We start from the raw sequence: 13,535 nt of genomic DNA on the forward strand, positions 1-13,535 counted from the left end.
CTATGAAACGAAAGGGGAATACACATGCAGATTCATCCTATGTGGGCAGCCTACCCTGAATTACAATCTGAATTAATACAAACCATTGAATTAATAGATTCAAGAATTCACTTGCGAAATAAATCTATTGAACATGCTTTAGTTGATATGATGAACACAGGTGGCAAATTGGTTCGCCCAGCTTATACTTTGCTTTTTTCAACTTTTGGAGAAGATCAAGACCCTAACCGAGCACGTGCTTTTGCTGCGGCTATTGAAGTGTTGCACATGGCAACTTTAATCCATGATGATGTTATTGATGATTCACCTAAAAGGCGTGGCCAACAAACGATTCAATCAAAATACGGCAAAGATATTGCTGTTTATGCTGGCGATTATTTATTTACTGTTTCGTTTAAACTAATAACAGACTATTCTAATTCTATGAAACAAATGCAGATCAACACTAAAGGCATGGAAAAAATCTTAATGGGTGAAATTGATCAAATGCATTTAAGATACAATCAAAAAATAACGATTCGTAATTATTTGACTCAAATATCTGGTAAAACAGCTCAATTATTTGCTCTTTCTTGTTACTCAGGAGCCTTAGAGAGTGGACAAACTGAGCGATTTGCCCGAAATTGCTATTATATCGGAAGTCATATTGGAATGGCTTTTCAAATCAAGGATGATATTTTAGACTATACCCAAACCACTGATGTTTTTGGAAAACCTGTTTTAGAAGACGTAAAACAAGGAATTTATTCTGCTCCTCTTATTTATGCTATGCGTAAACAGAATGCTACTTTCAAAGAACTGCTTGAAAAAAAAGAACAGCTAACAAATGAAGAAACACAAAAAATCCAACAACTTGTCATAAATACTGGTGGTTTAGATGAAGCAAAACGTTTGGCTGGAAAGTACACCGATAAAGCCTTAAAACTAATTGGTCAGTTACCGGATAGTTCAGAAAAAGAAATAATCCGTAACTTAACCCTGTCATTATTAGAAAGAACGATTTGATTTTACCTATTGATTAGCCGTTTACTTCTCTCTAGAGTAAAAAATAAAAAGACAAGCTATCAGCAAAAAACCGATAGCTTGTCTTTTTATTTAAAATCTTACGAGAATGGTAGACTATTTGTTATGGATGTATCCAATTATTTCAGAAAGCGCTATCATTTAAATTTATTTGTACTCCTCTTTGTTATGTTAAGAACCAACTAGGATTCTAGTATTTGTTTCATTTTGCGCTTGCAACGATCTAACGCATTTTTTATTTGCAGACTATCACACTGCAAGAGCTTAGCAATCTCATCTACATCTATATTTTTTAAATAAAGAGAAAATACTTTTTGTTCTAGCTTGGACAATGTAAGGTGATAGCCTGCTAATTTTTCTTTAACTTGTAAGATATCTAGCGCGGATAGTCCTTCTTTTCCATTCATTATGTATTGAGGACTCATTCCTTTTTCTAACATACCATCTAGTGACTCAGCAATCTTTTCAATTCTTCGTTTCTTAGCCATATCTTTTCGAATCAAGCTAAAAATATGGTGTTTAAAATTTAATTTGTAGAAGTTTCCGAATGTGTGCCCTTTGTCTTTATCATACGTTTGAATTGTTTTGTGGAAAACTATTCGCGCTTCTTGCCATAAATCCTCTAACTCATAACTTTTTAGAAAGTATTCTTTCGTCAATTTTGTTACCAAGGGGTGATAACGCTCAAATAAAATTTTGAATGGATACCCATCTCCATTTTTGATCATGTGAATCAATTCTTCGTCACTCAAAAAATAAATTTTTTCATCTTCATCTGCCAAGTCTGACCCTCCTTCTAGTGGCTATATTAGTGTGTTTCAATAGATAACATAAGTTATTTCGATTGTCTACCATTCTCGAAAACTTTCAAAATAGCATATCTCTTATTCTAATATTTTGTTAAGTCATCTCGCAATTTTTCTAATCTATCTATTTGATTATGCGACCACGGCGAATTTCTTCGATAATTCTGTAAACGGTACTGTTGTGCATCTACCTCAATAGCTTTTTTAATGCGTTTAACATCACTAAAAAGTTCATTAGCCGATTTTCTTAAAGCACCTTTTTGGAAAATAATCCATTGTTCTGCAAGATCACTTGTTGCAACGGTTACTTGTGTTAATAGCGTACTTTCCTTGCCAACAATGCGTTCAATATAACTATCCGCAGTTTCTCCTTCTTTCGTGAAAATAACCGATAATTGATACTTCTTAAACGATTGTTGAATTCCAGGAACAAATTGGGCATCAAATACCACATGAATTTCTATACCAGTATATTTTTGGTAATTGGATAATTCGTGCAACAAAGAGTCTCGAGCATCTTCCAATTTATCTTGGTTCTTTAGTTTTACTAAATGCGGCCATGCCCCAATAATATTGTACCCATCAACAATTAACAACTCTTTTTTCATGATATTTGACCCCCTTCCCTTTTAGCTTTTTAGTTAGATTTTATTTCGTCCACGGTACACTTCGTACATCAATAAGCTTGCTGCTACACTAGCATTCAAACTTTGAACGTGACCAGTCATTGGTATGGTAACCATGCCGTCCATTTGTTCTTTGACTAAGCGAGAAATTCCTTTTCCTTCGTTCCCCATCACTAATCCTATAGGTAAAGTAGTCTCCCATTGACGGTAATCTTGTCCTTCCATGTCCGTTCCATACAACCATAATCCACGCTCTTTTAATTCTTTGATTGCTTGTACAAGATTCGTTACACGTGCAACCGGTACGTGTTCTATCGCTCCTGTTGAAGCTTTTGCAACTGTAGCCGTTAAACCAACAGCACGTCTTTTTGGAATAATGATCCCATGTGCTCCGATAGCATCAGCTGTTCGCATAATCGAACCTAAGTTATGCGGATCTTCAACTCCATCCAAAAGAATAAAAAATGGATCTTCATTTTTTTGAGCAGCTACTGCGAATAAATCATCAATTGTTGCGTATTGAAAAGCAGACGCTGCCACAACTACTCCTTGGTGATTCATACCATCTACTAGTTGATCCAATTTAGACTTAGGCACAAATGAGATTTGAACACTGCGTTTTTTAGCTAAATTTTGAATCTCTTCCATTTTCGATCCGCTTAAACCCTCTTGTAGAAAAATTTTATTGATGTCACGTTCTGATTTCAACACTTCAATAGCTGGTAATCTACCAGCTACTAAATCACGATCGGTCTCTTGCTCTTCTACTCTATCCTCAACTGGCTTTACTGTTTGTCTAGCTGGTTTTTTCGTAAAGGATTGTTTATTTGGTTGGTTATTACGTTTACCAAAATTTTTATTATCTCTTGTCATCTCTTGTAGCCTCCACTTTTTTTATACACCATTGAATTAATTCTTCCATACGTTCCGTTCGTTTTGCTAAATGCAAATAGCCCATTAATGATTCAAATCCAGTAGCTACACGATACGTTGTGATATCAGCATTTTTTGCTGAAGTGTAACTTTTAGAATTTCTACCTCGTTTATACATTGTAACTTCTTCTTCTGTCAAAAAGCCTTCTACCGCTAACATTTCATGCATCAAGAAACTTTGTGCTTTTGCCGAAACAAAATGTGTAGCCGTTTTGTGCAATTGACTTGGTTTCGTGAAACCCTGTCCGACTAAATAATCGCGAATGTAGGTTTCATATATAGCATCTCCTACATAAGCTAGTGCTAATCCATTTAATAATGCCCAATTTTTTTCTGCCATGTGTTTATTATCCTCTTCTCCATCTAGTACCTTGAGGGGTATCATCCAAAATAATGCCCTCTTCTTTTAACTGGTCTCTAATTTCATCACTGCGTTGGAAATTTTTCTCCGCACGAGCTGCATTTCTGTCTTCGATCAACTGCTCAATTGTTTCATCCAATAATTCTGTTGCAGCAAATGCAATACCAAAAATTTGGACTAGTTCTTGAAACTGATCCAACATAGCTTCAAGAACAACTTTAGAAACAACGGAACGTTCGCTATAAATATTCATCGCTTTAGCCATTTCATAAACCACTGTAATACCGTTGGCAGAATTAAAGTCATCATCCATCTCTTTTATGAAGTTTTCTTTGAATGATGTGAACTGATTCAATTGTTCTTGGTCATCTGTCTCTGTTTCTACTGCATCTTTCAAACGGTACATTGCATTATCATAAGCTGTTTTTATTTTTGATAAATTGGCTCTAGCTTCTTCGATAGTTGTTTCATTGTAGCTAATGGGCCTGCGGTATTGAGTTGTTGCCATAAAGAAACGAACGATCTGAGGATCTACTTGTTTAATAATATCGTGAACCAAAACAACATTCCCTATCGATTTACTCATCTTTTCATTATCCATAGTTACGAAACCATTGTGCATCCAGTAGTGAGCAAATGGGTGTCCTGTTTTAGCTTCACTTTGAGCAATCTCATTTTCATGATGTGGAAATGTTAAATCTTGTCCTCCAGCATGAATATCAATCGTGTCCCCTAAATATTTTGTAGCCATAACAGAGCATTCTATATGCCAGCCTGGACGACCAGCTCCCCAAGGTGATTCCCAACTAATTTCTTCTGCTTTAGCTGATTTCCATAAAGCAAAATCTAATGGATCTTCTTTTTTATTGTTTTCTTGAACAGTTAAACGATTACTTGCTCCAACTTCCAATTCGTCAATTGAGATGTCGCTTAGTTTACCATAATCTTTAAATTTTCTCGTACGGTAATAAACATCGCCTTCTACTTCATAAGCATACCCTTTATTGATCAGTACTGCTATAAAATCAACAATTTCGGGCATGTTTTCCATTACACGTGGGTGATGTGTGGCTTTTTCTACTCCTAACGCATGTGTATCTTCATGATAGGCTTCAATAAATTTATCAGCTACTTCTTGAGCACTTAAATCCAACTCTTTTGCTGTACGAATAATTTTATCGTCTACATCGGTAAAGTTTGAAATATACGCTACATCATATCCGCGATATTCAAGGTAACGTCTGACCGTATCAAATGCAACGGTACTGCGTGCATTTCCAATATGAATATAATTATAGACTGTTGGTCCACAAACATACATCTTTACTTTTCCTTCTTCTATTGGAACAAACTCTTCTTTTTCTCTTGTTAACGTATTATAAATTTTTAGCATAGCTACTCTCCTTTTCTACTTAAAGATAAAATTAATGAGGGATTTTTTTTCCATTTATTTTCACTACTTTAGCAGGAATACCTACTGCAGTTGAGTTAGGCGGCACCGTTTCTAAGACGACAGCTGATGCGCCTATCTTTGAATGATTGCCGATCGTTATAGGCCCTAAAACCTGCACATGTGCAGATAATAATACATTATTTCCAATTGTTGGATGCCGTTTTCCTTTGTCTTTTCCTGTTCCACCTAATGTCACCCCATGAAAAATAATGACGTCATCTCCAACACTAGCCGTTTCACCAATCACAACACCCATACCATGATCGATAAAGAGTCTCTTGCCTATTGTAGCTCCAGGATGAATTTCAATTCCCGTTAAAAAACGAGAAAAATTTGCAATCATACGACTCAATAAAAATGCATTCCGCTGATATAAAAAATGTGCCCCTCGATGAAAAATGATTGCATAGAAACTAGGGTACGTTAATAGGATTTCAAGTGTACTTTTAACTGAAGGATCATTCTGTTTGATCGTTTGAATGTCTTCTCTTAATCTCCTCATAGATTATTCCACCTTATTTTTTTTTACAAAAAAACAGCGTCTCTTATATTATAAAAGACGCTGTTGCGTGGTTCCACTTTTCTTTATCGCCTTATTCCTATTAATTAGACTAGGCAACCTTTGACACTGTAACGGGTGTTAACCGATAAGAGTCTACTACTTTTCAACCCCATAACTCAGAGACGCACTTCACCCAATAGCCATCGTCTGCTTCCACCACTACAGACTCTCTTTAGATTTTGATTGGGATACTCTTTCTCATCATTGTTTTTCATTTTTATTTAATTTATTTTTTATTTTAAATTGTTTTATTTGGTTTAAGATTATAGTTTTGCTAATGCTGCTTGTAGATGTGCTTGAGCTTTTTCGCGGCCAAGTAGTTCGATCGTTGGTCCAATTTCTGGTCCATGTGATTGTCCTGTTACAGCTACTCGAATAGGCATAAAGAGATTTTTCCCTTTAATTCCGGTTTCTTTTTGTACTGTTTTAATCGCTTTTTTGATTTCATCTGCATCAAAAGGCGTAATTTCATCTAATTGTTTAGAGAAAGCTTTTAAAACTTCTGAAACTGTTTCACCTTCTAAAACTTCTTTTGCTACACTATCGATTGCGGGTTCATCACTAAAGAACAAACTTGATAGTTCAACAATTTCTGCCCCATAACTCATTTGCTCATGGTATAAGCTAACAACTTTTTGAACCCATTCCAATTTCTCTGGTGATGCGTTTTCTTCAACATACCCAGCTTTGATCAAATGTGGTAAAGCTAATGCTGTTACTGTTTCTAAATCAGCTTGCTTCATGTATTGATTATTGATCCATTCTAATTTTTTAGCATCAAATGCCGCTGGTGATTTGCTTAAACGTGCAGGATCGAACATTTCAACAAATGTATTATGATCAAAGATCTCTTCTTCTCCTACAGGCGACCATCCTAATAAAGAAATAAAGTTAAACATAGCTTCTGGCAAGTAGCCTAATTCGCGGTATTGCTCAATAAATTGAAGAATGTTGCCATCACGTTTGCTTAATTTTTTACCTGTTTCACTGTTGATAATTAGTGTCATATGTCCAAATTGAGGAGCTTCCCATCCAAATGCTTCATAGATCATTAATTGTTTTGGTGTATTCGCAATATGGTCATCTCCACGCAACACATGTGTAATTTCCATAAAGTGATCGTCTACAGACACTGCAAAGTTATACGTCGGCATACCGTCACGTTTTACAATCACGAAATCTCCGCCAATACTTTCTGCTTCAAATGAAATGTGGCCTTTTACGATATCTTCAAAATTGTACGTGTTTTCTTTAATCACACGGTAACGAATAACTGGCTCAATGCCTGTTGCTTCTTTTTCTTTTTGTTCCTTAGCTGTTAGGTTTGCACATTTCCCGCTGTAATGAGGCATTTCTCCTCTAGCTCTTTGTGCTTCACGTTCTTCTTCTAACTCTTCTTCTGAACAGTAACATTTGTACGCACGATTGCTTAGCAATAATTGTTCAACTAATGGATCATAAATTTCTCTACGTTCAGATTGGCGATAAGGACCAAATTCTCCTGGATTATCCGGACTTTCATCCCAATTCATCCCTAACCATTTCAAGTTTTCTAACTGGCTAGCTTCTCCACCTTCAATGTTGCGTTTTAAATCAGTATCTTCAATACGGATGATAAAGTCTCCACCATTGTGTCGTGCAAATAAATAATTGAATAATGCTGTACGAGCATTCCCAATATGTAGATGTCCTGTTGGGCTTGGCGCATAGCGTACTCGAACTTTTTTTGTCATAATTTATATCCTCTTTTCTCTCTATTTTTTTATATCTGCTAAATCTAACTTTACTAACTAGAATTAAAGGGGTGATGGCTTATTATCTTGCTTTTCTAATAAGCAAATTGCCATTGCTGCAATACCTTCATTTCGTCCAATAAAACCCATTGTTTCAGAAGTTGTCGCTTTAACGTTAACATGTTGGATACTTGTTTGACAATCATAAGCTATGTTTTCTTTCATTTCCTCTAAATAAGGAGCCATCTTGGGGTTCTCAGCCACAATTGTTGCATCAATGTTGCCAATCGTATAACCTTCTATTTTTAGCTCATTCCATACTTTACGTAGCAACTCTCTCGAATCCACATCTTTAAATTGAGCATCAGTATCGGAAAAATGGTGCCCTATATCTCCTTTACCCCCAGCCCCTAAAAGAGCATCTATAATAGCATGAATGAGTACATCGGCATCAGAATGACCTTCCAGTCCATATTCAAAAGGAATATTTACTCCACCAATAACTAAGTGTCTATCACTGACAAATTGGTGGACATCATACCCTTGTCCTACACGAATCATAAGCCAACCTTCCTTCTTATACTACTTATCTTATCGTTCTCTATGGAGCAAAATGGCTTTTCCAGTTACCATATCTTCAGGAGTGGTAATTTTTATATTGTCATAAGAACCTTCTACTACTAAAACAGCCTTTTCCAATCGTTCGACTAATGAAGCATCATCTGTTCCTAAAAAATCATCTATTCTAGCTTTTTCATGTGCTTGCAGAACCAATGAACTGTTAAATGCTTGAGGAGTTTGGATTTGCCATAACTCACTTCTTGGCAATGTAACTTTAACTGTATGGTCTGAGTGCACAGCTTTAATGGTGTCTTTTGCTGGAACTCCTAAAATAGCTGCTCCAGTTTTTTGAGCAGCTTCATTTAATCGATCAATAGCTTGCTGTTCAATGAATGGTCTTGCGCCATCATGGATCATGACAAGACCTGAGGCTGTTTTATTTTTCAATTTTTGCAGTCCTTTATAGACACTATGCTGTCGCTCTGTACCACCTATAGCAATGGTAATCGCCGTTTCGCTGTACATTTGTTCTTGTTGCAACAAATCCTTAATCAGCTCAACCTCATCTTCTTTTACAACTAGAATAATATGGTTGCAATTCTCATCTTTCAAAAATAGAGTCAATGGGTATTCAATCAATGGCTTATTTAGTAAAGGTAATAAAATTTTATTCTTAGAAGATCTCATGCGTCTTCCATGACCAGCTGCCAGTAATATCAGCTCATAGTCCTTGTTCATCGCACCAGCTCCTAATCTTTATCTTTAATGCCTTTTTGAGAGTGAACCGGTTTTGCAAATATCATTCGCCCAGCTGCCGTTTGAAGCGCACTAGTTACGACAACTTCAATTGTTTTGTTCATAAAGTGTTGGCCTTCTTCAACAACGATCATTGTTCCGTCATCTAAATAGGCTACTCCTTGGCTTCGTTCTGTTCCAGCTTTAACAATCATGACCGTCATATTTTCTCCGGGAATCACGACTGGTTTTACTGCATTAGCCAATTCGTTGATGTTTAGTACGGGAACATTTTGAAATTCACTTACTTTATTTAAATTGTAATCATTCGTGACTACAACCCCATCTAATAATTTTGCCAGCTTAATCAATTTACTGTCGACTTCGGAAATATCCTCAAAATCGCCATCGTACATTTCAACTTGCATATCATCTTCTTTTTGCAAAGCGTTTAATATGTCTAATCCTCTACGTCCACGCACTCGCTTCAAGCTGTCCGATGAGTCTGCAATGTATTGCAATTCTTGTAACACAAAATTAGGGATCAAGATCGTTCCTTCAAGAAAACCTGTTTTGGCAATATCGTAAATTCTTCCGTCAATAATCACACTAGTATCTAGTATTTTGTATTTACGAAACGTTTCATCTGCTAGGCGATCTAATACTTTTCCATCTTCATCTTCGGTATTCCTTTTTGTTTTTATTTGGAACAGCTTACGCCATTCATCCCGTCGAGTCGTTCCAACCCGAAATCCTAAATAAGCAAAACCAATAACTAAGATAAAAGGAATCACGTCACTAATAACTCGAATATTCATACCAATTAGAACAACACTAATCAGCCAAGCTAACACCAATCCTATAATCGTTCCTAAACTCCCAAATAATAAATAGGTTACACTTTGTTGACTTAAAAAAGTTTCAATCTTTTTAAATGCTTGTTCAATGTACGTCACCGATAAAAAAGAAATAAATAAAAATATAATAGCACCAATCAGAATATTCGTGACTACATTGTTAACATATGGATTTTCAACCCCTGCCATATTCCAAGCAATTGGCATTAAACTTGCTCCAACGCTTCCACCGATAAGAATAAAGATACCGGTTATGATTTTTTTAACCAAAACGATTCCTCCTTCATAAATGGTGTTCCTGTCTTATACGAAAAAACAGGAACTTGCCATTTTATTTTCTATTGCTTATTTGTACTTAAGAAAAAGCTTTCTTTATAGCTTCAGCTATCGTCATAACACCAATAACCTCTATATTTTCAGGGAACGTCCAACCACCAATATTGTTTTTAGGAATCATAATCCGTTTAAACCCTAATTTAGCAGCCTCATTTACCCGTTGTTCAATCCGGCTGACTCGTCTAATTTCTCCAGTTAACCCAATTTCACCAATAAAACAATCGGTTTCTTTTGTTTCTTTTTCCTGGTAACTGGATGCCACACTAATAGCAATAGCTAAGTCGATTGCTGGTTCATCCAATTTAACGCCACCTGCTGATTTTAAATAGGCATCTTGGTTTTGCAGCATTAGCCCTGCTCTCTTCTCTAGAACAGCCATAATTAAAGACACACGGTTATAATCTAACCCGCTAGCTGTCCGACGAGCATTTCCAAAAGCAGTCGGTGTAATCAACGATTGGATTTCAGCTAAAATGGGACGTGAACCTTCCATTGAAGCCACTACAGCAGAACCTGTAGCTCCAGATAAACGTTCTTCGAGAAACATTTCCGAAGGATTCAGTACTTCTACTAAACCGCCTTCGCGCATTTCGAAAATCCCAATTTCATTAGTTGAACCAAAGCGATTTTTAACCGCTCTTAAAATACGGAAAGTATGATGTCTTTCTCCTTCAAAATATAATACCGTATCTACCATGTGCTCCAACATCCGTGGACCAGCAATAGATCCTTCTTTTGTAACATGTCCTACAATAAAAATAGCAATATTATTCGTTTTGGCAATTTTCAATAGATCAGCTGTGCTTTCTCTAACTTGGGAAACACTTCCTATTGCTCCTGTAATATCGGCTTGGTTCATGGTTTGAATAGAATCAATAATAACATAATCAGGCTTTAAGTCCTCGATTGTTTGCCTTATTGCACCCATATCCGTTTCAGGGTAAATATAAAAATCTGCACCCTTTACACCCAAACGGTTCGCACGCATTTTAATTTGACTTGAGCTTTCTTCACCACTTACATATAAAACTTTTCCGCCAGCTAAATTTAACTGAGCTGAAACTTGCAGCAAGAGTGTAGATTTTCCAATACCAGGATCCCCACCTATTAAAACCAACGAGCCCGGTACTACTCCGCCTCCTAAAACACGGTTTAATTCTTTTAACTTTGTTTTTACTCTAGGAACTTTAGATACTGTGATGTCTTGAATTGCTTCAGCTTTAGCGGTTTTACCAGTCATACTTACACGACTTCTACGATCATTTTTATCCGCTACTATCTCTTCTTCCATTTGATTCCAACTACCACAGTTTGGACAGCGTCCCATCCATTTTGGTGATTCATAACCACATGCTTGGCAGACAAATTTAGTAATTTTCTTTTTTGCCACCTGTTCAGCCTCACCTTCTGAGTTTTTAAAAACGATTTATTTTATTTTAACATAAATGCGATTAGAATAGGCATTGAAACAGATAAAAGGCAGATTAATTCAAGCATTCTTCAACTGAAATTCATAATCTTGCTTTAACTCCTTGTACCTATTCATAAATCGATTCAACATTTCAATTATTCAACAAACCAAATCATCCATCTATTCAAATGATTCTATTATCTACCCGAAGAACCAAAACCGCCTGAACGAACTTTTCCATTCGCTTTGTCCGTATCGGCTTTTAAAAATGGCATAAATATACCTTGGCCAATTCGATCTCCTTTTTTTATTACATGATCGGTTAATCCATAATGAATAAATTGGAAATAGATGTGCCCCTCATTGTTTTCATTATTGTAATAATCTGAATCAATAATACCGACTCCGTTTGGTAAAATCAATTGATGTTTAATTGGGTTACTTGAACGATTGGCCAATTGTAGGTACTCATCTTCTCCCATATAAGCTTTAATACCGGTTGGGACTAAGGTTGACTTTAAATACTTTTTATCTTCTTCTATAAATGTTAAATCTGATTTCTTTTGTTTTATTACCCGGGCAATGCTTTTTACTACAACTTTCCAAATAGAAGGCACTATGATATCCTCCGCTGCTTCAAAATCATAACCTGCTGCATGATTTGTTGCTCTTACTGGTAAATGAATCCCTTTTGTTTGATAAGCTGATATTACTTCAAATCCACGTTTCTTTTCCATAATTATAAATTTCCTCATTTCATATCCTATTCATTAACTGTTTAATTATAACAAAAAATACGCCAACTAGCGATTCACTCTATTTTATTTCTCCCTGGTCTTTCTATGGGCAACTTGCACAAATAACGCTTGCTTGTTTTGTGCAGTTTCCCCTTTTGGAAAGGTAGCGTTTACATTATGATTACATTATAAGAACTTAACTATTCTATTAATAGAGAGGAACAGTGAACCAAATGGTAGAAATCGCACTTAAAAATATTAATAAAAAATATGAGAATAACGAAAATTATTCAGTAACAAACTTTGATTTAAATATAAAGGATCGTGAGTTCATTGTATTTGTTGGTCCTTCAGGATGTGGGAAATCAACTACCTTACGTATGGTTGCTGGACTGGAAGATATTTCAGAAGGAGAATTATATATTGGAGATAAACTAGTTAATGATGTTGCTCCTAAGGATCGTGACATCGCAATGGTTTTCCAAAACTATGCTTTATACCCTCATATGACTGTATATGATAATATGGCTTTTGGTTTGAAATTACGTAAATACAAAAAAGAGGAAATCAAACAACGTGTTGAAGAAGCTGCTGAAATTTTAGGGCTAACAGAGTTCTTGAAACGTAAACCTGCTGCTCTATCTGGTGGACAACGTCAACGTGTAGCATTAGGACGTGCTATTGTTCGTGATGCTAAAGTATTCTTAATGGATGAACCTTTATCAAATTTAGATGCTAAATTACGTGTAGCAATGCGTGCTGAAATTGCAAAATTACACCGTCGTTTAAACACAACTACGATTTACGTAACACATGACCAAACAGAAGCAATGACGATGGCAGATCGTATCGTTATCATGAAAGACGGATTCGTTCAGCAAATCGGAACACCTAAAGAAGTCTATAATACACCAGTTAACGTCTTTGTTGCAGGATTTATTGGTTCTCCAGCAATGAACTTCTTCGATGTTACTTTAACGAATAATATTATCTCTAATGGTAAAGGGTTGTCTATTACACTTGACGAAAGAAATGCAAAAAATCTTGCCGCTAAAGGATATGAAGGTAAGAAACTTATTTTTGGTATTCGTCCTGAAGACATTCATAGTGAACAAATTGTTTTAGATGCTAATCCAAATAGTATCGTTCATGCTGAGGTTGTCGTGTCTGAATTACTTGGAGCAGAGACTATGCTTTATACTAAAGTTGATGGCACAGAATTCATTTCAAAAGTTGATGCTAGAGACTTCCATAATCCTGGGGAATTTATTGATTTATCCTTTAATTTAAACAAAGCACATTTCTTTGATACAGATACTCAAGATGTCATTAACTATTAATGAATAGATAGTAAACTCAAAATAAATAGTAACACACTCCCAATGTTAGTGTAAAAAAGCT

General features: G+C 35.8%; 14 protein-coding genes and 1 other annotated feature. Of the genes, 2 read left to right on the forward strand and 12 right to left on the reverse strand.

Annotation, left to right across the window (positions count from 1 at the left end; genetic code table 11):
- Positions 1–24 precede the first annotated feature (24 nt).
- Complete coding sequence (locus CAR_RS12285) at positions 25–1,005, forward strand: polyprenyl synthetase family protein (RefSeq protein ID WP_013712061.1); 981 nt, start codon at positions 25–27, stop codon at positions 1,003–1,005.
- Between the two features lie 200 nt (positions 1,006–1,205).
- Here the strand turns inward: CAR_RS12285 and CAR_RS12290 are convergent, their stop codons facing one another.
- From CAR_RS12290 to CAR_RS12345, 12 genes are all read right to left on the reverse strand, one after another.
- Positions 1,206–1,805 carry a sigma-70 family RNA polymerase sigma factor gene (locus tag CAR_RS12290; RefSeq protein ID WP_013712062.1) on the reverse strand — a complete coding sequence of 200 codons (600 nt, stop codon included), beginning with the start codon at positions 1,803–1,805 and terminating at the stop codon, positions 1,206–1,208.
- A gap of 107 nt (positions 1,806–1,912) precedes the next feature.
- Entirely contained in the window at positions 1,913–2,437 is a 525-nt protein-coding gene (locus CAR_RS12295; protein WP_013712063.1) for an NYN domain-containing protein, read from the reverse strand.
- Between the two features lie 33 nt (positions 2,438–2,470).
- Positions 2,471–3,328, reverse strand: coding sequence for a 23S rRNA (guanosine(2251)-2'-O)-methyltransferase RlmB (rlmB, locus tag CAR_RS12300; protein WP_013712064.1), 858 nt, complete (start codon positions 3,326–3,328; stop codon positions 2,471–2,473).
- Positions 3,315–3,728, reverse strand: a complete 414-nt coding sequence (locus CAR_RS12305; RefSeq protein WP_013712065.1) for a Mini-ribonuclease 3 — start codon at positions 3,726–3,728, stop codon at positions 3,315–3,317. Before CAR_RS12305 ends, rlmB begins: the two co-directional genes overlap by 14 nt.
- 7 nt (positions 3,729–3,735) lie before the next feature.
- Positions 3,736–5,142, reverse strand: a complete 1,407-nt coding sequence (cysS, locus tag CAR_RS12310; RefSeq protein WP_013712066.1) for a cysteine--tRNA ligase — start codon at positions 5,140–5,142, stop codon at positions 3,736–3,738.
- Positions 5,143–5,173: 31 nt separating this feature from the next.
- Entirely contained in the window at positions 5,174–5,704 is a 531-nt protein-coding gene (gene epsC, locus CAR_RS12315) for a serine O-acetyltransferase EpsC (RefSeq protein WP_013712067.1), read from the reverse strand.
- A 50-nt stretch (positions 5,705–5,754) separates the two neighbouring features.
- Positions 5,755–5,978, reverse strand: a binding site (T-box leader).
- Between the two features lie 49 nt (positions 5,979–6,027).
- Positions 6,028–7,497, reverse strand: a complete 1,470-nt coding sequence (gltX, locus tag CAR_RS12320) for a glutamate--tRNA ligase (protein WP_013712068.1) — start codon at positions 7,495–7,497, stop codon at positions 6,028–6,030.
- Positions 7,498–7,560: 63 nt separating this feature from the next.
- Positions 7,561–8,058, reverse strand: coding sequence for a 2-C-methyl-D-erythritol 2,4-cyclodiphosphate synthase (gene ispF, locus CAR_RS12325; protein ID WP_013712069.1), 498 nt, complete (start codon positions 8,056–8,058; stop codon positions 7,561–7,563).
- Positions 8,059–8,088: 30 nt separating this feature from the next.
- Positions 8,089–8,796, reverse strand: coding sequence for a 2-C-methyl-D-erythritol 4-phosphate cytidylyltransferase (ispD, locus tag CAR_RS12330; protein WP_013712070.1), 708 nt, complete (start codon positions 8,794–8,796; stop codon positions 8,089–8,091).
- A gap of 11 nt (positions 8,797–8,807) precedes the next feature.
- Positions 8,808–9,920 carry a PIN/TRAM domain-containing protein gene (locus CAR_RS12335; RefSeq protein WP_013712071.1) on the reverse strand — a complete coding sequence of 371 codons (1,113 nt, stop codon included), beginning with the start codon at positions 9,918–9,920 and terminating at the stop codon, positions 8,808–8,810.
- Between the two features lie 85 nt (positions 9,921–10,005).
- On the reverse strand, positions 10,006–11,376 hold the full coding sequence (radA, locus tag CAR_RS12340) for a DNA repair protein RadA (RefSeq protein WP_013712072.1): 1,371 nt from the start codon (positions 11,374–11,376) through the stop codon (positions 10,006–10,008).
- Between the two features lie 218 nt (positions 11,377–11,594).
- Positions 11,595–12,134 carry a dUTP diphosphatase gene (locus CAR_RS12345; RefSeq protein ID WP_013712073.1) on the reverse strand — a complete coding sequence of 180 codons (540 nt, stop codon included), beginning with the start codon at positions 12,132–12,134 and terminating at the stop codon, positions 11,595–11,597.
- 233 nt (positions 12,135–12,367) lie between these two features.
- Here CAR_RS12345 and CAR_RS12350 point away from each other — a divergent pair, with 233 nt between their 5' ends.
- Positions 12,368–13,474 (forward strand): ABC transporter ATP-binding protein, encoded by a 1,107-nt coding sequence (locus tag CAR_RS12350; protein ID WP_041556727.1) that lies wholly within the window; start codon positions 12,368–12,370, stop codon positions 13,472–13,474.
- Positions 13,475–13,535: the final 61 nt, after the last annotated feature.

This window comes from Carnobacterium sp. 17-4 (assembly GCF_000195575.1).
Classification (GTDB): Bacteria; Bacillota; Bacilli; order Lactobacillales; family Carnobacteriaceae; genus Carnobacterium_B.

Excerpts from the sequence above, each read along its gene's own strand:
- CAR_RS12285 (WP_013712061.1), top strand. The coding sequence starts at position 25 with ATGCAGATTCATCCTATGTGGGCAGCCTACCCTGAATTACAATCTGAA.
- CAR_RS12295 (WP_013712063.1), bottom strand. The coding sequence starts at position 2,437 with ATGAAAAAAGAGTTGTTAATTGTTGATGGGTACAATATTATTGGGGCA.
- rlmB (WP_013712064.1), bottom strand. The coding sequence starts at position 3,328 with ATGACAAGAGATAATAAAAATTTTGGTAAACGTAATAACCAACCAAAT.
- CAR_RS12305 (WP_013712065.1), bottom strand. The coding sequence starts at position 3,728 with ATGGCAGAAAAAAATTGGGCATTATTAAATGGATTAGCACTAGCTTAT.
- cysS (WP_013712066.1), bottom strand. The coding sequence starts at position 5,142 with ATGCTAAAAATTTATAATACGTTAACAAGAGAAAAAGAAGAGTTTGTT.
- epsC (WP_013712067.1), bottom strand. The coding sequence starts at position 5,704 with ATGAGGAGATTAAGAGAAGACATTCAAACGATCAAACAGAATGATCCT.
- gltX (WP_013712068.1), bottom strand. The coding sequence starts at position 7,497 with ATGACAAAAAAAGTTCGAGTACGCTATGCGCCAAGCCCAACAGGACAT.
- ispF (WP_013712069.1), bottom strand. The coding sequence starts at position 8,058 with ATGATTCGTGTAGGACAAGGGTATGATGTCCACCAATTTGTCAGTGAT.
- ispD (WP_013712070.1), bottom strand. The coding sequence starts at position 8,796 with ATGAACAAGGACTATGAGCTGATATTACTGGCAGCTGGTCATGGAAGA.
- CAR_RS12345 (WP_013712073.1), bottom strand. The coding sequence starts at position 12,134 with ATGGAAAAGAAACGTGGATTTGAAGTAATATCAGCTTATCAAACAAAA.
- CAR_RS12350 (WP_041556727.1), top strand. The coding sequence starts at position 12,368 with ATGGTAGAAATCGCACTTAAAAATATTAATAAAAAATATGAGAATAAC.